The sequence below is a fragment of the Gulosibacter sp. genome (assembly GCF_052090685.1).
Classification (GTDB): Bacteria; Actinomycetota; Actinomycetes; order Actinomycetales; family Microbacteriaceae; genus Gulosibacter.
In genome coordinates, this window is the sequence record NZ_JBQDBE010000001.1 from 282,140 (window position 1) to 305,181 (window position 23,042).

The 23,042-nt window shown below is 61.3% G+C and carries 18 protein-coding genes and 1 tRNA gene; 17 read left to right on the forward strand and 2 right to left on the reverse strand.

What is annotated here, in order from left to right:
* The 14 genes from ACTHXA_RS01380 to ACTHXA_RS01445 all read left to right on the forward strand — a co-directional run bounded on the left by ACTHXA_RS01380 (position 1) and on the right by ACTHXA_RS01445 (position 18,771).
* Positions 1-672 carry a response regulator gene (locus ACTHXA_RS01380; RefSeq protein WP_441668568.1) on the forward strand — a complete coding sequence of 224 codons (672 nt, stop codon included), beginning with the start codon at positions 1-3 and terminating at the stop codon, positions 670-672.
* A gap of 81 nt (positions 673-753) precedes the next feature.
* The gene (locus ACTHXA_RS01385) at positions 754-1,482 is read left to right on the forward strand and encodes an ATP-binding cassette domain-containing protein (protein ID WP_441668570.1); all 729 of its coding nucleotides are present in this window, start codon (positions 754-756) and stop codon (positions 1,480-1,482) included.
* A gap of 156 nt (positions 1,483-1,638) precedes the next feature.
* Positions 1,639-3,378, forward strand: a complete 1,740-nt coding sequence (gene leuA / locus ACTHXA_RS01390) for a 2-isopropylmalate synthase (RefSeq protein ID WP_441668572.1) — start codon at positions 1,639-1,641, stop codon at positions 3,376-3,378.
* Between the two features lie 17 nt (positions 3,379-3,395).
* Positions 3,396-4,184 carry a DNA repair protein RecO gene (recO, locus tag ACTHXA_RS01395; protein ID WP_441668574.1) on the forward strand — a complete coding sequence of 263 codons (789 nt, stop codon included), beginning with the start codon at positions 3,396-3,398 and terminating at the stop codon, positions 4,182-4,184.
* Positions 4,185-4,193: 9 nt separating this feature from the next.
* On the forward strand, positions 4,194-5,021 hold the full coding sequence (locus ACTHXA_RS01400; RefSeq protein ID WP_441668576.1) for an isoprenyl transferase: 828 nt from the start codon (positions 4,194-4,196) through the stop codon (positions 5,019-5,021).
* Positions 5,022-5,121: 100 nt separating this feature from the next.
* Complete coding sequence (locus tag ACTHXA_RS01405; RefSeq protein WP_441668578.1) at positions 5,122-6,510, forward strand: glycine--tRNA ligase; 1,389 nt, start codon at positions 5,122-5,124, stop codon at positions 6,508-6,510.
* A gap of 10 nt (positions 6,511-6,520) precedes the next feature.
* A complete protein-coding gene (dusB, locus tag ACTHXA_RS01410; RefSeq protein WP_441668580.1) occupies positions 6,521-7,693 on the forward strand; it encodes a tRNA dihydrouridine synthase DusB in 1,173 nt (390 codons plus the stop codon).
* 4 nt (positions 7,694-7,697) lie between these two features.
* Positions 7,698-8,978 carry a deoxyguanosinetriphosphate triphosphohydrolase gene (locus ACTHXA_RS01415; protein WP_441668582.1) on the forward strand — a complete coding sequence of 427 codons (1,281 nt, stop codon included), beginning with the start codon at positions 7,698-7,700 and terminating at the stop codon, positions 8,976-8,978.
* A gap of 18 nt (positions 8,979-8,996) precedes the next feature.
* Positions 8,997-10,862: a DNA primase gene (gene dnaG, locus ACTHXA_RS01420; protein ID WP_441668584.1), complete on the forward strand. Its 1,866-nt coding sequence runs from the start codon at positions 8,997-8,999 to the stop codon at positions 10,860-10,862.
* A 69-nt stretch (positions 10,863-10,931) separates the two neighbouring features.
* Positions 10,932-12,062 (forward strand): ATP-binding cassette domain-containing protein, encoded by a 1,131-nt coding sequence (locus ACTHXA_RS01425; protein WP_441668586.1) that lies wholly within the window; start codon positions 10,932-10,934, stop codon positions 12,060-12,062.
* Positions 12,059-13,057 (forward strand): D-isomer specific 2-hydroxyacid dehydrogenase family protein, encoded by a 999-nt coding sequence (locus ACTHXA_RS01430; RefSeq protein WP_441668588.1) that lies wholly within the window; start codon positions 12,059-12,061, stop codon positions 13,055-13,057. The genes ACTHXA_RS01425 and ACTHXA_RS01430 overlap by 4 nt, the downstream gene beginning before the upstream one ends.
* 84 nt (positions 13,058-13,141) lie before the next feature.
* Positions 13,142-13,213 (forward strand) — tRNA-Asn (locus ACTHXA_RS01435).
* Positions 13,214-13,357: 144 nt separating this feature from the next.
* On the forward strand, positions 13,358-17,425 hold the full coding sequence (locus ACTHXA_RS01440) for a Pls/PosA family non-ribosomal peptide synthetase (RefSeq protein WP_441668590.1): 4,068 nt from the start codon (positions 13,358-13,360) through the stop codon (positions 17,423-17,425).
* A 26-nt stretch (positions 17,426-17,451) separates the two neighbouring features.
* Positions 17,452-18,771: a M1 family metallopeptidase gene (locus tag ACTHXA_RS01445; protein ID WP_441668592.1), complete on the forward strand. Its 1,320-nt coding sequence runs from the start codon at positions 17,452-17,454 to the stop codon at positions 18,769-18,771.
* Here the strand turns inward: ACTHXA_RS01445 and ACTHXA_RS01450 are convergent.
* The gene (locus ACTHXA_RS01450; protein ID WP_441668594.1) at positions 18,768-19,349 is read right to left on the reverse strand and encodes a hypothetical protein; all 582 of its coding nucleotides are present in this window, start codon (positions 19,347-19,349) and stop codon (positions 18,768-18,770) included. The two genes, ACTHXA_RS01445 and ACTHXA_RS01450, sit on opposite strands and share 4 nt — an antisense overlap.
* Positions 19,350-19,450: 101 nt before the next feature.
* On the opposite strand from ACTHXA_RS01450, the gene ACTHXA_RS01455 reads away from it, so the two are divergent.
* The 3 genes from ACTHXA_RS01455 (at position 19,451) to ACTHXA_RS01465 (ending at position 22,117) form a co-directional block, all read left to right on the forward strand.
* Complete coding sequence (locus ACTHXA_RS01455; RefSeq protein ID WP_441668658.1) at positions 19,451-20,035, forward strand: acyl-CoA thioesterase; 585 nt, start codon at positions 19,451-19,453, stop codon at positions 20,033-20,035.
* Between the two features lie 163 nt (positions 20,036-20,198).
* A complete protein-coding gene (locus ACTHXA_RS01460) occupies positions 20,199-21,368 on the forward strand; it encodes a CE1758 family FMN-dependent luciferase-like monooxygenase (protein ID WP_441668596.1) in 1,170 nt (389 codons plus the stop codon).
* 53 nt (positions 21,369-21,421) lie between these two features.
* On the forward strand, positions 21,422-22,117 hold the full coding sequence (locus tag ACTHXA_RS01465) for a CE1759 family FMN reductase (RefSeq protein WP_441668598.1): 696 nt from the start codon (positions 21,422-21,424) through the stop codon (positions 22,115-22,117).
* Here the strand turns inward: ACTHXA_RS01465 and ACTHXA_RS01470 are convergent.
* The gene (locus ACTHXA_RS01470) at positions 22,114-23,040 is read right to left on the reverse strand and encodes a DUF368 domain-containing protein (RefSeq protein WP_441668600.1); all 927 of its coding nucleotides are present in this window, start codon (positions 23,038-23,040) and stop codon (positions 22,114-22,116) included. The genes ACTHXA_RS01465 and ACTHXA_RS01470 overlap by 4 nt on opposite strands.
* Positions 23,041-23,042 lie beyond the last annotated feature (2 nt).

A 23,042-nucleotide genomic window follows, 5' to 3' on the forward strand; every position in this document is an offset into this window, starting at 1 on the left:
GTGAACGCACAACCCGAAACCAACGCGCCAATTCGTGTCGCTCTCGTTGATGACCAGCAACTCTTCCGTGGTGGAATTCGCATGCTGGTAGAAAGCCAACCGGACATGAAGTTTGTCGCGGAGGCTTCCGATGGCGCAGAGGCAGTCCGTCTCGCTCAGACTGCAAAGCCCGACGTCATTCTGATGGATGTGCGCATGCCAATCATGGACGGTCTGGAAGCAACGCAACAGATCGTTGCTCGTGGACTCGATACCCGCATCCTCATTCTCACCACCTTTGACCTCGACAAAGCAGTTGCGAAAGCGGTGGCGGCTGGCGCATCCGGTTTCGTGCTCAAGGACGCCGATCCCGAGTTTCTCCTCGCAGCTATCCGCACGGTGCACACCGGCTCGGAGGTCTTCGCGGCGCAGGCAACAGCGGACTTGATTCGTCGCTTTTCGCAGTCACCCAACCGGCTCGGCGGCGAGCCGGAAAAGTTCAAGGCCCTCACCGAACGCGAGCGAGAAATGTTCTTCCTCGCGGCAAAGGGGATGTCGAACGGCGAGATTGCCACGCAAGAATTCCTCTCGGAAGCCACGGTAAAAACCCACATTTCCCGCATCCTTGCGAAGCTCTCACTTCGCGACCGAGTCCAGCTGGTGGTATTCGCGTACGAGCACGGTCTGCTCTAATCGCGCAGTCATACTGACGGATGATCAGGCTTCCGTAGCGCTGTTGACGCGACTATTTGACAGCTTTCCTACGCTTGAGTCATGTCTGCGCCGCTTCTGTCTCCACGCTCATTGGGTGGTTCGGAGACGGGATTTCACGCCCGGAGTCTCACCAGATCGGGTCGTGCGCCACTGACTGAGGCGACCTTCTCGGCTGAGCCGGGAGAGATGACCGTGTTGCTGTCCGAGGACTTCTCTGGGCAGGCGCTGCTTCGGGCAGCGGTCGGTATTGAAGCCGTCGACCGGGGCGCGAGTGTGCTGCAGGGCCACACGCTGTCGCGACAACCGGAAGAACCCATTTCGCTCACACCTCTGCAGGTCGGCCTGCTTAGCCAACAGCCGATGTCCAAGCCGGGCCAATCGGTAGACGATCATATTGGTCAGTGGCTCGACCAGGCGCCCGATCTCGATCGGCAAGAACGCATCCGACGCGTTGGTGAGTCGCTCGGCTTCGACGGACTCGGTACGGCACGAGTCGATGATTTGCCTCCGGCGCTGCAGCATCGCGTCTCGATTGGCCGGGCTCTGGCGCCAGCGCCGGCAATGCTCGCCGCTGACAATCCGTTCTCGCAGCTGCCGTTCCGAGAACGACGCATGCTCGAGGGGCTCATGCGCGTCATTGCCTCCGACTACGGGCTGCCGGTGCTGTACGCCACCGATCACGTCGAGAGCGCAACCCGTGGCCATCACGTGGTGCGGATAAGCGGCGGTCGCGTGGTTGAGGATGTGCACGGCTGGGTTGAGATTCAACGCACCTTTGGCAGCTACTAGGTGATTCCCAGCCTCGGCGGGTGTTAGTCTAGATCCATGCACGCTTTTGGCACGCTCCTCCTTCTGTGCCGCGACGAGGCTTAGCAACTAGGCCTTCCTCGTCGCGGAGTTTGTGTTGGCTTAGCCAAAGCAAAACACCCACAGGAGCACCCAGAAATGCAAAACTTCCAGAAGCCATCGAATTCGCCCATTGACCGCTATGTCTCTTATGACACGCAGTTTGGGGTTCGACTGCCAGATCGCACCTGGCCGGACAAGGTCATCACCGAAGCCCCACGTTGGTGCGCCGTTGACCTCCGCGACGGTAACCAGGCTTTGATCGACCCCATGTCACCGGAGCGCAAGATGGTCATGTTCGACCTGCTCGTACGCATGGGCTATAAGGAAATCGAGGTTGGCTTTCCATCGGCCAGCCAGACCGACTACGACTTCGTTCGCCGGCTGATTGACGAAGACAAGATTCCCGATGACGTCACCATCCAGGTGCTGACGCAGGCACGCGAGCATCTCGTGCAGCGCACTTACGAGTCGCTGCGGGGTGCGAAGCGGGCGATCGTGCACCTCTATAACTCGACCAGCACGCTGCAGCGCGAGGTGGTTTTCCGTCAGGATCGCGAGGGCATTAAGCAGATCGCACTCGAGGGAGCGCGGATGTGCAAGCGCTTTGAAGACATGATCCCCGACACCGAGATTTACTACGAGTACTCTCCGGAGAGCTTTACCGGCACCGAACTCGACTACGCACTCGAAGTCTGCAACGCGATCATCGCTGAATTCGAGCCCACACCCGAGCACAAGATGATCATCAACCTGCCGGCCACCGTGGAGATGGCAACTCCCAACGTGTATGCCGACCAGATCGAATTCATGCACCGAAACCTCGATCGCCGCGACTCCGTCCTGATCTCGCTGCACCCGCACAATGACCGCGGCACCGCGGTTGCTGCCGCGGAACTCGGCTACATGGCCGGTGCCGACCGAATTGAAGGTTGCCTCTTCGGCAACGGTGAACGCACCGGTAACGTCTGCCTCGTGACCCTCGGGGTGAACCTGCTGACGCAGGGCGTTGACCCGCAACTTGATTTCTCAGATATTGACGAGATTCGCCGCACGGTCGAGTACTGCAACCAGCTCAAGGTTGACGAACGACACCCCTGGGGCGGCGACCTGGTCTACACGGCATTCTCGGGTTCGCACCAGGATGCGATCAAAAAGGGCTTTGAAGCAATGTCGGCCAAGGCGGATGAAATCGACAAGAATGTTGATGACATCGCCTGGGAGGTTCCCTACCTGCCTATCGATCCGCGCGACCTCGGCCGCACGTACGAAGCGGTCATCCGTGTCAACTCACAATCGGGCAAGGGCGGTGTCGCTTACCTGCTCAAGGAACACCACAACCTCGATTTGCCGCGCCGCCTGCAGGTCGAATTCTCGGGAATCGTGCAGCAGAAGACCGATACCGACGGTGGCGAGCTCTCGGCAGGCCAGATCTGGGAGCAGTTCAACGACGAGTATCTACCCGCAGCTGAGGACGGCGAGAAGTGGGGTCGTCTCGAAATCTTCGGTACCCGCACGCAAACCGAGATGGACGGCACGACCGTACTCGAGGTGAAGCTGCGAGTCGCGGACGAGACCCGCACTATTGAGACCACTGGAAACGGCCCCATCGATGCATTCCTCAAGGCACTCGAAAGCAAGAACTACGAAGTGAAGCTCTTCGACTATGTGGAGCACACGCTGTCCGCATCCGGCGATGCGCTTGCGGCGGCCTATGTTGAACTGGAAACGAACGGCCAGCGGCTGTGGGGAGTCGGAATTGACCCCGACATCTCCAACGCTTCGCTGAAGGCAATCGTTTCTTCAGTCAACCGGGCACTGCGCGCGAACGGCCACTAGGCCGCTTGGTGGCTCAAATGCGCAGCTACGGCGAAGAAGTCGTCGTACTGCGTGCCCAGCCGCTCGGTGAGGCCGATCGCATCCTCACGCTCTTCGGGCGCGAGCGCGGCAAGATCCGCGCCGTGGCCCGAGGAGTGCGGCGAACTAATTCAAAGTTCGGTGGCCGACTCGAACCGTTCGCCGTTGTGGATGCGCAGCTCTATTCAAAGAATCCGGAGGATCGTTCCCGGCTCGAAACCGTCACACAGGCAGTCACGGTGGAAAGCTATGCGGAGCGGCTCGTCGCTGACTTCGAGTGCTATGCCGCGGCGAGTGTGATGGTCGAAACGGTGGACGAGATTATCGACGCCGAAGCGGCACCGCTGCAGTATGCGCTGCTCATTGGAGGGCTCCGGACGCTGGCGACAAAGGCGCACGATCCACTCTTGGAAGTGGGCTCATATCTGCTGCGAGCGCTCTCGCTGGCGGGCTGGGAACCGAGCTTCAATGAGTGCGCCAAATGCGGTAAGCCCGGCCCACACCACCGCATCTCCTTTTCCACCGGGGGCGCGGTCTGCGATGACTGTGCACCATCGAGTGGCGCAACGATGGTTGCCGACACCGACACTATGCGACTGCTGTGGGCGTTGCTCGCAGGCAATTGGCGCGTCGCGGGTCAAAGCCAGGATGCAATCAGGGCCGCGGCATCCCGCATCATCAAAGCCTATGCGAGCTTCCACATCGGTCGGCCGCTTCGTTCCTTCACCGCGCTTGATGAAGCGTGGCGCATCCGACCGAGTGCAGCCAGCACGCCCCAAGATCAGTAATCTAACTCCATGAGCAAGTCGAACCCCCAACAGTTCAAGCCACTCGATTGGACTGGGCTCACGCCACCCGAATTCCCCGCCGGTTCCGTCCCCGGGCACGTAGCGATCGTGATGGACGGCAATGGCCGGTGGGCAAACCGACGAGGCCTGCCTCGAACTGAAGGCCACCGAGCGGGTGAGGAAGCGCTACTCGATGTCGTCGCGGGAGCCGTGCAAGCTGGGGTCAAGCATCTTTCCGTCTACGCATTTTCGACTGAAAACTGGAAGCGTTCCGTGGAAGAAGTCCGGTTTCTGATGGGCTTCAACCGCGAAGTACTGCGGCGTCAACGTGACCAGCTCAATGCGTGGGATGTGCGGGTGGTCTGGTCCGGAGCGGAGCGACGCCTTTGGAAGAGCGTAATCACCGACCTGAAAGCAGCCGAAGAGCTCACCCGTAACAACACCACGATGACGCTCAATATGTGCGTGAACTACGGTGGGCGCGTTGAACTCGTGGAAGCAGTGCGGAAGATTGCTGCGGATGCCGCAGCTGGGCGCGTCAAGCCCGAGCGCATTCGTGAACGCACGATCGAGCAGTATCTCTATCAGCCCGACCTGCCCGATGTCGACCTGTTTGTGCGTTCCTCCGGGGAACAGCGCACCTCGAACTTTTTGCTCTGGGAATCTGCCTACGCTGAAATGGTCTTCCTCGACACGCTGTGGCCGGATTTCACGCGCGAGGACCTGTGGCGCGCGATCGGCCTCTATATCGATCGCGACCGTCGCTTCGGTGGCGCGGTAGACAGCCCCGAATCGGATGCCACACTCGAGGAATCCTCAGGCAACTCGGCAATTTAGTCGTTTCCGTAGGATGCCATCCCCGCGGTAGACTGGGAAGCTGATTGTCTTTAGCCTGCAGCCAGCAGGTTCGGCCCCAACAGCCAGGAGTGTTCTTTAGATGGCAGCCTCGAAGCTCGACCAGGTAATCGCCCTCGCGAAACAGCGCGGATTCGTCTACCAGGCCGGTGAAATCTACGGCGGTTCGCGATCCGCATGGGACTACGGCCCGCTTGGTGTCGAGCTCAAAGAGAACATCAAACAGCAGTGGTGGAATAACTTCGTGCGGGGACGCGCCGACATGGTCGGACTCGATTCTTCGATCATCCTGCCGCGCGACGTCTGGGCCGCATCCGGCCACGTGGAGACCTTTACCGACCCACTCGTTGAATCGCTCCACACCCACAAGCGCTACCGCGTCGACCACCTCATCGAGAAGTACGTGGCCAAGCACGGTAAAGAACCGGAGAACGGCCTCGCGGACATTCGCGACCCCGAAACCGGTCAAGAGGGTTCCTGGACCGAACCTCGACTCTTCTCGGGACTCGTAAAGACCTATCTCGGTCCCGTAGATAACGAAGAGGGGCTGCACTATTTGCGTCCCGAAACGGCGCAGGGAATCTTCGTCAACTTCGCCAACGTACTGACCACCGCTCGAAAGAAGCCGCCATTCGGCATTGGCCAGGTCGGTAAGGCATTCCGGAATGAAATCACTCCGGGGAACTTCATTTTCCGTACCCGCGAGTTCGAACAAATGGAAATTGAGTATTTCGTTCGGCCCGAAAGCGCCACGGAACACTTAAGCGAATGGGTCGAGGCCTGCTGGAACTGGTTCGTTGACCTCGGCATCAACCCGGAGAACATGCGCCAGTTTGATGTGCCCGAAGACGAGCGCGCACACTACTCGGACCGCACCATCGACTTCGAGTACCGCTTTGGCTTCCAAGGCGGCGAGTGGGGCGAGCTTATGGGTGTTGCGAACCGCACCGACTTCGACCTGTCGGCGCATGCCGAGGCATCGGGCGTCGAACTCGGTTTCTTCGATCAGGCCGCGGGCGAACGCTTCACCCCGTATGTCATTGAGCCCTCCTTTGGGCTCACCCGCTCACTCATGGCATTCCTCGTGGACGCCTACGCAGAAGACGAGGCACCCAACGCCAAGGGTGGGGTGGACAAGCGCAAGGTGCTGCGACTCGACCCGCGCCTCTCACCGAACAAGGTTGCGGTGCTGCCGCTGTCCCGCAACGAGAAGCTCACCCCGCTTGCTCGCGAGGTTGCCGACGAAATCCGCAACGGTGGTCGCTGGAACATCGACTTCGACGATGCCGGCGCAATTGGCCGCCGCTACCGTCGCCAGGACGAGATCGGTACCCCGTTCTGTGTCACCGTCGATTTCGACTCGCTCGATGACAAGGCAGTGACCGTTCGCGAGCGCGACACCATGCAGCAGGAACGCGTATCCATCGACCGTCTCTTCGGCTACCTCGCCGAGCGCCTGCGCGGCTGCTAATCAGGAGCATATGACCACGACACTTTCACCAACGAACGCCCCGGCCGCACCGGCCCCGGCGCTAAAAATTGGACCCATCGAGATCGCCTCACCGGTGGTGCTTGCCCCGATGGCGGGCATCACCAACGAGGCGTTCCGTCGACTGTGCCAGGAATACGGTGCGGGTCTCTACGTCACCGAAATGGTGACGACCAGGGCGCTTGTGGAGCGAAATCCCACCGCGCTGCGCCTCATCCGGCACCATCCCGAGGAGCAGGTGCGTTCGATTCAGCTCTACGGCGTGGACCCGAAAATCGTTGGCGACTCGGTGGCGATGCTCGTGGACGAGAACAAGGTCGACCACCTCGACCTCAACTTTGGTTGCCCAGTGCCCAAGGTCACCAAGCGCGGTGGCGGCAGCGCGCTGCCGTGGAAGCGGGATCTCTTCGAAGCCATTTGTCGCGAAGCGGTCCGTCGAGCGGGCGATATCCCAGTCACGGTGAAGATCCGTAAGGGGATCAACGAGGAGCTCGAAACCTATCTAGAAACCGCCCGAATCGCCGAAGGCTCCGGCATCGCGGGCATCACCCTGCATGCGCGCACCCTCGAACAGCAGTATTCGGGTAAGGCAGACTGGTCCGCCATCGGCCGCCTCAAAGAGGAAATCTCTTCGATTCCAATCCTCGGTAACGGTGATGTCTTCGAGGGTGAGGATGGCGTGCGGATGGTCGCCGAGACCGGTTGCGACGGTGTCGTGGTTGGCCGTGGCGTGCTGGGCCGACCGTGGCTGTTCGCCGATCTCGAGGCTGCTTTCGCGGGCCGTCCCGAGCGTGCCCAGCCCGGACTGCGCGAAGTCGGTGCCGCGATGATTCGTCATGCCGAACTGCTGGTCGACTTCTTCGAGGATGAGTTCTACGGCTGCCGAGATTTCCGCAAGCACGCGGCGAACTACTTCAAGGGCTACCCGGTGGGCGGGGACGTTCGTCGTGCCTTCGCGCTGATCGAAAACCTCGACCAACTCCGAGAACTCGTTGCCGCACTGCCCGATGAGCCGTGGCCCGGATCCAGCGCCATGGGCCCCCGAGGACGCGCCGGTTCACCGCGTCGTGCCGCACTGCCGCAAGGCTGGCTCGATTCACGCACCATGAATTCGGCAGACTCGAAGGACATTGCTTCGGCCGAGCTTGATATTTCGGGAGGCTAGCGGCGTGACGCTAGCGAATGCCGAAGTCCCGGCACCCGGGTATCACCCGTCCGATGGCGATCGGTTCCTGCCGGAACACCACGAGAATCGCAACCGCTCCGAGTTCGCGCGCGATCGCGCTCGGCTGCTGCACTCATCCGGCCTGCGTCGCCTTGCCCAAAAGACCCAGGTGCTGTCACCTACCCAGGGCATTGACTTTGCCCGAAACCGACTCACGCATTCGCTTGAAGTCGCGCAAGTGGGCCGCGAACTTGCCGGAGTGCTCGCCCTCGACCCAGATGTTGTCGATACCGCCTGTCTTGCGCACGACATCGGGCATCCACCCTTCGGTCACAATGGTGAGCGGTCGATTGCGGAATGGGCGCAGGATATCGGCGGCTTTGAGGGCAATGCCCAAACACTGCGGCTCATTTCGAGACTGGAACCGAAAGTGATCGGCGAGGACGGCCGCACCTACGGACTGAATCTCACCCGGGCCTGCCTCGACGCATCCTGCAAATACCCCTGGGACTACGAGGCAGCGCAAGCCATGGGTACGGGAAAGTTCGGGGTCTACGAGGATGATCGCGCAGTATTCGAATGGCTGCGGCAAGATGCGCCCGAGGGCCGAAAATGCATCGAAGCGCAGGTCATGGACCTCGCCGATGACATCGCGTACTCAGTGCACGATCTCGAGGATGCGGTGGTCGAGGGATACATTCCCCTTGAAGAACTCGAGTGGGCCGAGAACCGCGAGGCTATTCTCTATAACGCCGTCGATTGGTCCAAGGGCGAATTCACGCAGGAAGAAATGGAGCAGGCCCTCGACCGGCTGATCGCGACCCCGTACTGGGTGCACGAATACGACGGCACAATGCGCACCCAGGCAAGTCTGAAGAATCTCACTTCGCAACTCATCGGCAGGTTCGCGCAAAGCGCCACGCACGCCACCCTCGAGCACTACGGTGAGGCGGCGCGCCTGACACGGTTTGCGGCGGACGTCATCATTCCGCGCGATACCGAAGCCGAGATTGCGCTGCTCAAAGGCACCGTATCTGGGTTCGTGATGTCTCTGCCGATGCGGCAGCCGGTCTATGCCCGACAGCGTGAACTGCTCACGGAACTGCTCGACGCCCTCTGGGCCTCCGGAGAGGAATTTCTCGACGCTGGCTTCACCGCGCTCTTTCGTGAAGCCACCGATGATCGGGCCCGTCGCCGCGTGATTGTTGATCAAGTTGCCTCGCTCACCGACCAGTCGGCACTCGCTCTCCACAGCCGCGTCATCGGCGCACAACGGCGGCCCTAACCGCGTAGGATGCCCCCTATGGCGCGCATTCGGAGATCAGATATTGATGAGATTCGTGCCCGCACCAATATCGAAGACATCGTTGGCGAGTATGTCACGCTGAAGTCCGCCGGCGTCGGTTCGAAGAAGGGACTGTGCCCCTTCCACGACGAGCGCACGCCGTCCTTTCACGTGCGGCCGCAGCTCGGTTTCTATCACTGTTTCGGGTGTGGCGAATCCGGTGACGTGTTCACGTTCCTGCAGAAAATGGACCACGTCACCTTTGTTGAGGCGGTCGAGCGGCTTGCTGGCGCGCTCGGATATCAGCTCACCTACGAGGACGGGGGAGAAGCTCCCGACCACTCGAAGCGGGTGCGGCTGCTGCAGGCCACAGCGGAGGCCGAACAGTTCTTTCAAGGCCAGCTCGCGACCGCTGCCGCGCAGCCCGGTCGCGACTTCCTCGGCAGTCGCGGTTTCGACCCGGCCGCCGCTTCACGATTCGGCATTGGCTACGCACCGCAATCCTGGGATGCACTGACCAAGCACCTGCGCGGCCGCGGCTTTTCGCTACAGGAAATGCAGGATGCGGGGCTCGTCTCCACGAATGAGCGCGGCTCAAGTTATGACCGGTTTCGCGGCCGCCTCGTCTGGCCGATTCGGGATACTTCCGGACAGACGGTCGGGTTCGGTGCGCGACGACTGCGCGACGATGACAAGGGCCCGAAGTACCTGAACACTCCGGAGACCGAGATCTACCACAAGTCTCGAGTGCTCTACGGTCTCGATCTGGCAAAAAAGGACATTGGTCGGAATCACGAGGTAGTCGTGGTCGAGGGCTATACCGATGTGATGGCAGCGCACCTCGCGGGAGTGACCACTGCGGTAGCCACCTGTGGAACCTCCTTTGGCGTGGAACACATCAAGGTGCTGCGTCGGATCATGGACGATGAGTCCCATCGCGGCCGGGTGATCTTCAATTTCGACCCCGATGAGGCGGGACGAAAAGCGGCCATGCGAGCGTTTGCCGAGGAGAACCGTTTCGTTGCGCAGACCTTTGTCGCGGTCGCTCCCGATGGCTACGACCCCTGCGATCTGCGGCTCCACCGCGGCGATCAGGCTGTGCGGAGCATGGTTGAGCATCCACAACCCATGTACGAATTCGTGATTCGCGAACAACTGCGGGCGCACAATTTGCGGACTGCGGAGGGTCGTGTCGCGGCGCTCCGGGAAGCAGCGCCAATCATTGTGGGCATTCGTGATCGAGCGCTGCGTCCCGAATACGAGCGGCAGCTCGCGGGCTGGCTGGGTATGGATCTCGAGCAGGTGAAGTATGCGGTGGCCAGCGCGGAACGACAGCTTCGTCAGGCCGCGGAGTACCCGCCGGAAGAAGCGGGCGCACCGAACTATGCGATCCCGACCGTGCGGATGCGGGACCTGCCCGATGATCCGGTTACGCGGCTCGAGCGAGATTCGCTGACCGCGGTACTGCAGTACCCGAAGATGCTCTCGGATGCGCAACTCAATAATGTGCTTGATGCGAATTTCTCGGACGCCTCGCTCGCGATCGTTCGCGACGCAATCGTGACCACACAGGGAGATCTTGGCACTCCGCAGTGGCTACCGCGCGTCCATGAGGAAGTGCCGAGTTCCTTCGTACCACTCGTAAACGATCTGTCGATGGCGCCCATGCCGGCAGGACCCGGACCCGAGCAGGTGGCGGCGTACGTCCGCTCGGTGACGGCGGCACTGGTGGAGCGGGATCTCTTGCATCGCAAAGCGGAACTGCTCGGCGAACTGCGGCGCACCGATATCGAAACCGATCCGCTGCGCCACCGCGAATTGAGCGAACGGCTCGTTGATGTGGAACGACGCAAGCGGGATATGCGCGAAAGCCTCGAACAATAGATTGCTCTATGTACTTCCTTCGGCTGTTAACCGGCAGGTTGTTGGCCGCTGGCGGCTAGGCTCGAGCGCATGAGTGTGAGTTCTATCGACGAGGAACAAACCGCCTTGACCGAGCGTGCGGAGGCGAAGGATTCCGGGCCAGTGTTGCGCACCTTCGACCTATCGATGTCTTTCGGGCCACAGCTCGGCTCGGCCGATCGTCGCGTGCTCTCGGGCGTCAACGTCACGGTGCCGCGCGGCGGCATCCTCGGCGTGGTTGGCGCATCGGGAAGCGGTAAAACCGCGCTAGGGCGAGTGCTCTCCGGGCGTTCGATGCTCTCCGATGCGGAACCGGGGGATCCGTGGATCTCCGGCGGTGAGGCCGAAATTGCCGGCATCAACCTGCGTGAACCGACGCGCGCGGATCGTCGACGGCTCACCCTGGAAGTCGGCTATCTCGCCCCGGACTCCGGTGACCGACTGCGCAATGACCTCACCGTTGCCGAGAACATTGCCGACCCGGTACTGCGGCGTGATCGCGACTTCGATCGTCGCGCACTGGGTCGCGCGGCAGCAATGCTCATCGATGCCGTGGATCTCGAACTCGGGATGCTCAATCGGTTCCCTTTCGAACTCAGTCGAGGTCAACGACAGCGCGTCGCATTTGCGCAGGCCCTCATCGTGGAACCGACAATTCTGATCGTGGACGAACCGACTCAGGGTGTGGATATTTTCGCGCAGCCCGCGATCATGTCCTTGCTCGAACGACTCAACCGAGTGCGTTCGATGAGCATCATTGTGATCAGCAATGAACTCGCCACCGTGGAACGACTCACGAACCGCGTGCTCGTCTGCCATCGCGGCGTCGTCATTGCGCAGGGTGATATTGATCAGGTCCTCGACAACGCAACCGACCCATATTTGGTGCGGATGCGCGAGGCACGCGAATTTGCTCGCACACCGGTCGCAGGAACGATGCCCGAAGACATGGATGCAGCGGTGAATCGCGTCGTGAGCGGCCTCTTCCCTGACGAAGATGAGCACGCTGAAGAGGCTCGGCGCGAAGCGGAAGAGAATGATCGCCGGACGCTCTTGGAGAGTCGACCGGAGTTCGCGCGCTTTAGCGAGACATCTGCGGATGAATCGGATGACCAAGACAAGCCACGCAGTGACAAGCCAAAGAGCGCGTCTGCGCACGAAGAAGAGGACGAGGAGAAATGACGGAGTTTAACCACAGTGAAGTTCTGGCAGAGCAGCCGGAAGCGTTGGCCGAGGACCAGCGTCCAGAGGTTGGACCGATTTCGGTGCTCCCGGACAATGATGGCGCCGGTTCGGCCGCGGCTGCCGTGCGTGAAGCCGGGGGAGAAGTAGCAGCGCTTTCGGATGCTACGCGGGGCTTGATCTACACCTCGCCAAGGGATGTGGAAACGCTCGTGCAGACGCTGGAGGCGCATCCTGACATCGGCTGGGTGCAGTTGCCGTTCGCCGGTATTGATAACTTCGCCAAGGCAATCACCGGCTTCGCGGAACAGGGCGTGCTCTTCACCTCAGCGAAGGGCGCCTATGCGCAACCCGTTGCCGAGCACGCACTCATGCTTACGCTCGCACTGCAACGTGATCTCGGCGTCCGACTCCGCGCCACGGAATGGGGAGAGAAGACTGGTCGTTCCCTTTACGGCGCCAATGTGGTGATCGTCGGTGCGGGCGGTATTGCGCTGGAGTACTTGCGGTTGCTGCGACCCTTTGGCGTGCGCAGCACGATCGTGCGCCGTCGTGCCACCGAGGTGGCGAGTGCTGACCGCACCGTGACCTTCGAGCAGTTTGACGAAGTCCTGGCCGACGCGGACGTGGTGATGCTCGCCGCCGCGGCTACCGAAGAAACTCGCTCACTCATCAACGCGAATCGACTCGCCGCCATGAAACCGAACGCGGTACTGGTGAATATTGCGCGCGGGCCGCTCGTGGATACCGATGCACTGGTGCAGGCACTCGACAACGGTGCAATCTACGGGGCGGGGCTCGACGTCACCGATCCCGAACCCCTGCCCGCCGGTCACCCGCTCTACTCGCACGAGCGCTGCATCATCACACCGCATGCGGCAGACACTCCCGATATGGTTCGTCCGCTCATTGCTGGCCGCATCCGCGACAACGTCCGAGCTTTCCTGGAGACGGGCGAATTCGTGGGTATTGCCGACCCAAAGATCGGCTACTAACCGCGGAAAGACCACCGACGACACGGGCACCGGCACCCGATTTCACTTCTGCTGAGAACTGGTGTTAGAGTATTCGAGTTGTCATCCCCGATAGCTCAATGGCAGAGCAGCCGGCTGTTAACCGGCAGGTTGTTGGTTCGAATCCAACTCGGGGAGCTCCATAAGAATCCGGGGTCTGCGAAGGCAGACCCCGGATTTTTCTTAACTGCGCCATCTGCAGCGCGGGCGTCACCGGTGCGTCACTTCCTGGTGGAAGAATGACGACATTTGCATTGCGTCTATCGACGTCGAACAAGGAGTATGGAGCAATTGGATACAAATCCAGAGGCTGAGCCAGCGATTCCCGATATAGATCGCTCCCAGACTGTCCTCAGTCGTGGTGCTTGGGCTCCTCAACCACGCACGCTCATTGACATTCTGCTGTCGACCGCAGCTGAGCATCCTGAAGCCTCAGCAATCGACGATGGCTCAGCAGCGCTGAGCTACGCACAATTGATTGACGAGGTTGATGCGACGGCCGCGGTGCTTCGAGCCCAAGGCGTGCGTGCCGGAGACCGCGTCGGAGTCCGCGTGGACTCTGGTTCACAATCGCTGTACATCGCGATTCTCGCCATCATGCGAGCCCGGGCCGCGTACGTCCCAGTGGATGCGGACGATACGGAAGAGCGCGCCGAACTCGTCTTCGGCGAAGCCAAGGTCGCGGGGATCATCACCAATGACGGCTTTCAGCCCAGCTTGCGGGACACAGACGAGGCAATCGCGACGAGCGTTGACGCTGAATCAGCCAGTAGCGCCGAATCGGACGACGGCGCTGAAGCTGCGCAGGTCGATCCCGCGCAGCCGGCCGAGGGGGAGGACTATCCGCAGCTGGAAGACGACGCGTGGATCATCTTCACTTCGGGCTCGACCGGTGTGCCGAAGGGTGTTGCGGTAACGCACCGTTCGGCGGCAGCATTCGTGGATGCCGAAGCAAACATGTTCCTGCAGAAGGATCCGCTCGGTCCGGGCGATCGCGTACTCGCCGGGCTATCTGTCGCATTTGATGCATCCTGTGAAGAAATGTGGCTTGCCTGGCGGCACGGAGCCTGCCTCGTTTCTGCACCGCGAGCCCTGGTCCGCTCCGGCGAAGATCTCGCGCAATGGCTCGTCCGTCAGAGCATCTCAGTGGTCTCTACCGTGCCGACGCTCGCAGCCATGTGGCCCGCCGAGACAATCGAGAATGTTCGCTTGCTCATTGTGGGCGGCGAGGCATGCCCGCCGGAGCTGGTGGCGAGACTCGTCGACGAAGACCGTGAGATCTGGAACACCTACGGACCCACCGAGGCCACCGTGGTCTCTTGCGCCTGCATCCTTGACGGCGTGAACCCGGTGAGTATCGGCCTGCCACTGGATGGTTGGGATCTCGCGGTGGTTGACCCGGAAGGCAATCGTGTTGCTCCGGGCGAACAGGGCGAACTCATTATTGGTGGCGTGGGGCTGGCACACTATCTTGACCCCGCCAAAGACGCCGAAAAGTACGCACCCATGCCGTCACTCGGTTGGGAACGCGCCTACCGTTCGGGCGACCTCGTTCGATTTGAAGAGTCGGGACTGATGTTCCTCGGTCGCGCCGATGACCAGGTCAAGGTCGGCGGTCGACGCATTGAGCTCGGTGAGGTGGAGAATGCCCTGCAGGACCTGCCAGGTGTGACGGCAGCGGCCTCCGCGGTACGGAAGACTGAAGCAGGAGTTTCGGTACTCGTTGGCTACCTCGTTGTCGAGGGCAATGATGGGGAACTCGACCGCACGCACGCCCGCGAATATCTCGCATCACGCCTCGCAGCAGGCGTGATGCCCCTGCTTGCCGTGGTGGATGAACTCCCTATCCGTACGTCGGGCAAGGTCGATCGAGCTGCCCTGCCGTGGCCGATCCCCGGGGCGGGAGCTGGTGAAGGGATCGAAAACGACCCGGAGCTCACCGATGCTGAGCGTTGGCTCGCCGAGCAATGGCAATCCGTGCTCGGTGTGCCGGTGCCCTCAACCCGCGCCGACTTCTTTGACCTCGGCGGAGGATCGCTCGCCGCTGCCCAGCTGGTGTCACGCATCCGTACGCGAGTGCCGGAATTCACCGTCGCCGACATCTACGATGTCCCTCGACTCGCCGCGATGGCAAAGGCAGTGGCGGCTACAGGCGCGCAAGCAGACCCTGACAGCTACCACCAACCACAACCCACGCCGCGTCGTACGCAGTGGGCACAAACCCTTGCCGGCATTCCCCTGTTTATTGCCAGCGGAGTTCGTTGGCTGCTCTACCTCCTCACCGCAGGTACGATTCTGCGCGCCATCGATGGGGAAGCCTTTGCCGTGCTTCCCGCGGTGCCCTGGTGGGTGCTTGTGATCGCATTGCTCGTGGTGTCGACGCCGTTTGGTCGGATGAGTATTGCGGTGATTGCGGCGCGACTGCTCCTGGCTGGCGTGAAACCGGGTGACTATCCCCGCGGCGGTGCCGTGCACATGCGACTCTGGCTAGCGGAGCAGTTTGCCACCCAAATTGACGCCGTGGGCCTGGCCGGAGCGCCGTGGGTCACGGTCTATGCGCGGGCCCTCGGCGCCAAGATCGCCCGCAACGTCAGCATGCACACGCTGCCACCGATTACCGGGATGCTCGAGGTCGGGCAGGGCTCGGCGATCGAACCGGAAGTGGATCTCACCGGCTATTGGATCGACGGAGACGTACTCCGACTGGGTGGCGTCCAGATCGGTGAGAACGTCACAGTGGGTGCACGCTCCACCCTCGCTCCTGGTACGCGGATCGATGATGGTGCGGAGATTGCACCGGGATCCTCACTCTTTGGGCGAGCAAAACACGACCAGCTTTGGGCAGGATCACCCGCCGTTCGCATTGGCGGCGCAAAGGATTCGAAGCGCCGCAAGGCACTCGATGGCTGGCCCGCAGAGCTGCCAAAACAAGGAGCGTTCTGGAAATTTGCCTACGGGCTGTCCTCCGTGGGCCTCGCTCTCTTGCCCTTTATTGCACTCACGGCTGGCGCACTTCCGGTGATCCGCGGTGTGCACGGTTCCGACACCCTCGGCCAAGCTGCCGGAGCGGCATTTGCATGGCTGATCCCCGGTGTCCTGATCGCCGGCCTCGTGTACGCCGGCGCCGTGGTAGTGCTCGTTCGCCTGTGTTCAATCGGCATGCACGAAGGCGTCTTCCCGGTCCACAGCCGAATCGGTTGGCAAGCCTGGACCACTGAACGCCTCCTCGATGCCGCGCGAAACTTCCTCTTCCCGATCTACTCCAGTCTGTTCACCTCCGCCTGGTTGCGGCTCCTGGGTGCAAAGGTGGGCAAGAACGTGGAGGCCTCCACGGTGCTATTGCTCCCCAAGATGGCGCGCATCGGTGACGGTGCATTCCTCGCCGATGACACGATGATCGCCTCATACGAGCTCCACCGAGGCTGGCTGCGCATCGGCCAGGTACGTATTGGTAAGCGCGCGTTCGTTGGCAACTCGGGTATGGCGGGTCCCGGGCACAAGGTGCCGAAAAACTCTCTCGTGGCAGTACTGTCGGTCGCTCCCACTAAAGCCAAGGCGGGCTCGTCTTGGATTGGCTCACCAGCGGCACGCATGCGGCGCGCGAGCCAGGAAGTGGAAGACGAACGGACTTACAGTCCAGGCGCAAAACTCCGGGTTGCCCGCACTATTTGGGAACTGTGTCGGATCGTGCCGGTGTTTGTTACCTGCGGACTGGGCCTGAGCATCCTGCTGACCTTTGCTTGGCTCTGGCCCCTGCTCGGCCCGCTCGCGACCCTGCTCCTTTCCGGCGTGGTCATGCTGGTCGCCGGAGCGGTAGCCGCTGCGATCACGACGATTGCCAAGTGGCTCATCGTTGGGCCAATTCGCCCGGGGGAGCACCCGCTGTGGTCTAGCTTTGTGTGGCGCACCGAAGTGAGTGACTGCTTCACCGAAATGCTCGCTGCCCCGTGGTTCGCCCGGTCCGCAATTGGCACTCCCGCGATGGCGGTATGGTTGCGTTCCCTCGGCGCGAAGATTGGCCACGGCGTGTGGTGCGATACCTACTGGCTACCGGAGCCTGACCTCGTCACCCTCGGTGACGGTGCCACCGTAAACCGTGGTTGCGTTGTGCAGACCCACCTCTTCCACGACCGGATCATGAGCATCGACACCGTCGAACTCGGAGCGGGCGCAACACTCGGACCGCACAGTGTTATTCTTCCCGCAGCTACGATTGGCGCCCACGCCACGGTAGGACCGGCTTCGCTCGTGATGCGCGGTGAAGCAGTACCCGTCGGGTCGCGCTGGAGCGGCAACCCCATCGGTCCCTGGCGCGCTGTTAAAGTGCGTCCATACCAATCCACCCACTAATTGAGCGAGCACGCTGAAATACCCCGATGACGTTTAAACTCCCGATCCTTGACACACGTCCGAACGCCTATATGACCGAGTCGGGGGACACTCGTTACGCCGTCGCCCAATATCGACTCGAGCTTGACTACACCCCGCGCACAAACCGACTCGAAGGAACCGCGACCCTACGCATCCGCGTACTCGAGGACACCAAGTCGCTGCGGGTGGATTTGATCGGGCTCAAGGCATCAAAGGTGCGGGTAGACGGATGGCTGCATCGGCAGGTGACCCACAGTCGGCGACACCTCCAGATCAAATTCGATCGGATATTGCTGGTCGGCGAAGAACTCGACCTCGCCATTGAGTATGCGGGCAGGCCCGCTCCCACTCGCTCGAAGTGGGGGAAAATTGGTTGGGAAGAGCTCGACACCGGGGCACTCGTAGCCTCGCAACCCACCGGTGCCCCGACGTGGTTCCCCTGCAACGACCGAGTCGATGACCGGGCGACGTACGAAGCCCTGTTTACCTGTGATCGAGAGTTTTTTGTGGCGATGACCGGTGCACAGGGACCGGTCACCTCCCGAGGCGGTAAGCGCACGTGGACCTTCAGTAGTTCCGTCCCGACCGCAACCTATCTGGTGGCCCTGCATGTGGGGGAGTATCGCGAGTATTCGCTTGGGGACGGCCGCATCCTGACCCCCGCTTCGCAATGGCCACGGGTGAGAACTGCATTTGCTCCGATTCCCCGGATGAAGGATGTGTTTGAGGATTGGTTTGGTGAGTATCCGCAAGAGGATCTCACGACCGTGGTTACCGCGGAAGAACTTGAGATCCCACTTGAGGCGCAGGGGATGGCGACGTTTGGTATCAACCACTGCGCGCCTAAAGAACAGCGCCTGCTCGCACACGAGCTCGCGCACCAGTGGTTTGGTAACAGCGTAGATATTCGTCGCTGGTCAGATATCTGGCTCAATGAAGGGTTCGCGTGCTTCGCGGAGTGGGTCTGGTCGGAGGCTTCCGGTGGCCCAAGCATCGAAGTATGTGCGAACCAGCACTACGCCGAGCTCGCGCGCAAATCGAAAGACCTCCTGCTCATCGACCCGGGCGAACACGACCTCTTCGATGATCGGGTCTATAAGCGCGGCGCGCTGCTGCTTGAAACGCTACGCCGGATGCTCGGGAATGAGTCTTTCCGAGTCCTGATGCGCCGCTGGGCGGTCGAATATAAGCACCAGCTCGTTACCAGCGAGGACTTCATTGCCCTCGTTGAGGAGGTCGGTGGCATCACCGGTCAGGACGACGTCTGGAAGAAATGGCTCTACGACCGCGCACTGCCACCGCTGATCGCACCAGCTACGCCCTAGCGCTGGATCGCGACGGACAGAAATAGTGCTTCCGGTGTGGTGGGGAGCACGTGATCAATGAACTCGAAGCCGGATGGATCCGGCAGCTCCCACTCTCCGCGAAGGCCGGTGCCACGCGCCTTGGCGATGGCTTCCAGCCGGGTCCAAGTGTAGACAGCCGCGGTACTTGAATATTGATCGAATGGGATGCTCGCGAGTGATTCCGCGATCGCGGCGCGAGTGCGCGCGGTATTGAACTCGGCATCGATTCCGAAGGCTCGGGTCTGGGCCGGCGCGCAGGCGACGACCGCGAACTGCCCTGCGTAGCTCACACTGACCAGCGGCGCGACCGCATCGGGTACCAGCACCCGCAGCGGACCGTGGTCTTCCGCCCCGCAGACCGGACACTCTTGGATGAACGTGGCCGCAGGCGTCGTCGTCGCGGGCAGGTCGTGAGCGGTCAGAGAATGACCGCGCGAGTTCTCACCGAGCAGTGACCGCAAGAGCTCGCGAGACACCTGGCGCCGGGGAGTTCCTTGAGTATTCGCCCAAGCAATGCGGATTCCGCCAGCGAGCGAGGTCGTTCCCATCGCATCCATGCTCGAATCGTACCGGCGAAGGATGCCGATGCTGATTCTGTGGGTTTCCCACAGCCGAATCGACCGAATTCCCGCAAAGGAGCATAATCGGGCGAGTGAATATGTGGTTTCAGTGGATCCTTGCCCTCTTCGTTCGAAGCCGACGCCTACCTCGGCTCGACCTCACCGCGGTTTCGCGGATGCGCTATCGGGTCTTACCGACCGATGTCGACCTGCTCATGCATATGAACAATGGCCGCTACCTCTCTTATATGGATCTGGGACGCGTGGATCTCACGGAACGTACCGGGCTGAGCCGGGCCTTGACGAGTCACGGCATCCACGCCGTTGTCGCCTCCAATACGATGAGTTATCGGAAGTCGCTGAATCTTTTTCAGGCGTTCACGCTCGAGTCCCGACTGATCGGTACGGATGAGCGCGCGTTCTATATTGAGCAGCGTTTCGTTGTTAACGGTGAAATCTACGCCCGCGGGGTCGTACGCGGACGGCTCATTCAAAAGGACGCCGGTGCGCTGAAGACCACAGACCTCAAAGCAGTGACCGGGCACGACTGGACGGCGTGGGAGGTTGACCCGGAGATTGCACAGTGGGCCGAGCAGTTCCGTCTCCCACCGAGGATGGCGGAGGCACCGAGTGTGTGGCCGGCGCCATCCAAGTCGGCACCATCTTCGTCGCCGCGTCGGTAGCTTCCTCATCGCGCCCAGTGGAACGGGAGCGCGCGGTGATTATCGAGGGAATGAGCAGAAGCTGAAGAACGCTCACAGAATCTTGGGGGAGCGGGAATAGTGTGCGACTGCAGGCGTTGTAATTCTATGTAAACGCATAGAAAGATCCCAAAAGGAGCGTGCCATGCAGTTCGGAATCATGTCGGTCAGCGACGTAACCCGTAACCCGATCACCGGTGAGACACCCAGCGAAGCAGAACGCATCCGCGCCGCCATCGCGATCGCCAAGAAGACCGAAGAGGTCGGGCTTGATGTCTTTGCCATCGGCGAACACCACAACCCGCCGTTCTTCTCTTCTTCGCCCACAACCCTGCTGGCTGCGATTGCGGCCCAGACCGAGCGAATTATCCTCACCACCTCGACAACGCTCATCACGACCAATGACCCGGTTCGCATCGCGGAAGAATACGCGATGCTGCAGCACGTCTCCGGCGGCCGCATGGACCTGATGCTCGGGCGCGGAAATACCGCTCCCGTGTACCCCTGGTTCGGTAAGGACATTCGCCAGGGTCTGCCGCTCGCACTCGAGAGCTACAACCTCTTACACCGCCTCTGGCGCGAGGACGTTGTTGACTGGGAAGGGAAGTTCCGCACAGCGCTGCAAGGATTCACTTCGACACCGCGCCCGCTCGATGACGTTCCACCGTTTGTGTGGCACGGTTCGATCCGCACGCCTGAGATTGCCGAGCAGGCGGCCTATTACGGCAACGGCTTCTTCCACAACCACATCTTCTGGCCGACCGACCACGCGGTTCGCCTCGTAAACTTCTACCGCGAGCGCTTTGAACACTACGGTCACGGCACCAAGAAACAGGCAATCGTGGGACTCGGCGGTCAGGTGCACATTGGCAAGACCACGCAGTCGGCGTTCGAGGAGTTCCGCCCATACTTCAACGAAGCACCGGTCTACGGTCACGGCCCCACCCTCGAACAGTTCTCTTCCGGCACCCCGCTCGCCGTCGGCAGCGTGCAGGAAGTGATTGACAAGATTCTCACGTTCCAGGAATCCGTCGGTGATTATCAGCGGCAGCTCTTTTTGCAAGACCACGCCGGCCTGCCTCTGGAAATGGTGCTTGAGCAGATTGAACTTCTCGGCACAGAGGTCATCCCGGTGGTGCGCAAGGAAATCGCATCGCGTCGCGACACCGAATCGGCGGATGCGCCAACGCACGCTTCGCTCGTCAAGGCCAAGTACGGTGACGCCGCACCTCGTCAGCCGCGCCCGGCAGCGAACCGAGGCGATAACGTCACCGGCGGCTCGCCCTATATCGACCTCCAGGGTGGCGACGAATAGTCTCCGCTGCCGCCGCATCCACCACCAGCTTGAATAGGAATGGCTCACTCGAAATGATTGAAACCAACCCCACAGAATTTGCCACCGACCACGTGTACAACCTCGTGGTGGTCAATGCCGGAACATCGAATCCGTCATCGACTGCCATGCTCGCCGAGAAGACGCGCGAATGCCTCTCCCAAGCTGCGATGGATGAAGGAGCTGAACTACGAATCTCGGTGATCGAGTTACGTGATCTCCAAACTGAGATCGGCAACGGACTCGTGAGCGGATTGAGCGGTCCCGGGATTGAGCAGGCGAATGACACGATCTCGAAGGCGGATGGCGTGATTGTCGCGACCCCGGTGTTCAAGGCCGGTTCCTCCGCACTGTTTGACGGATTCTTCCAGCTGCTGGAACGGGATGTGCTGATCGGGACTCCGGTGGTGCTTGAAGCCACCGCGGGTACCCCTCGCCACGCACTCGTCGTTGACGGCCAGATGCGCTCGATATTTGCCTATATGCGTGCCCTCGTGGTGCCCACGTCCTTGTTTGCAGCAAGCGAGGACTGGAATGATCCTGCGCTCACTCGCCGGATTCGGCGAGCATCCCGCGAATTGTGGATGCTGATGAAATCGCGATTCTCGCGGCAGCTTCGCGAATCAAACTGGGATAGCTACCAGCACGACTACGGCAGTGCGAATAGCGGCGATGACATTGATCTCAACACTGATCTGATGAAACTCGCAACCGGTGGCAGCGCGATCTAAGCCCTGAACACATCCACACCGTTCGCGATCCGGCGACGTACGAGCCAGGATTCAACCAGGAGCGTGGCCGTGACGATCACCGCACCGATGACGAACCAGAGAATCGTCACCCCCACATCGGCACCGGGGGCTTCGAGCACGCGGTCCTCGGTTTGCCAGGGCCACAGCGCGCGAATCGATCCGACCATCAATCCGGTCATGATGGCGAGGGAGATTCGCCGCTGATGGTTTAAGAGCCACTGGAGTCCGCGGACAAACAGTGCGAAACCGATCACCATGCCCAACAGAAAGGTGCCGAGGTACGCAAAATCGCGATTATTCACCGCGGCGAGCGTTGGCTCGTAGAGCCCAAAGAGCAGCAGGATGAAGGAACCCGACATGCCCGGGATCGCGAGCGCGCAGACAGCCACGGCACCCGCGAGCATCACAATCACAAGACTCGGGTCGGACATGGTGCCGCCCGGCAGACCGGTGAACCAGAATGCGAGCACCGCGCTCGGGATCGCGAGTGCCCACTCGCGCCAGGTCCAGCGGCCGCCAACCATCCGCGCGGGCACCCACAGGGCGATCACAATGAGTCCGGCGAAAAATGCCCGCGATTGCACGGGGTACGCTTCGACGATCGGTGCGATGGTTGCAGCTGCGGCAAGGAGCCCGGCAATCATGCCAACCCCGAGGGGGATCAGGAGTGGCCAAGCAACCTGACGGAAGTGCTCTTTCGACTTTTTCAGCCCACGACCGCGTGGCGGATCAATGACCAGGTGCACTACGCCGCGGACAAACTCACTGGCCGAGTCGATGAGCCGCTCGTACACACCGATGATGAGCGCGACGGTGCCACCGCTCACACCCGGAATGATTTCAACCACACCGATGAGCGCGCCGCGAATGAGGTCGATGAGGGTGCGCAGCAGCGTATTCATGA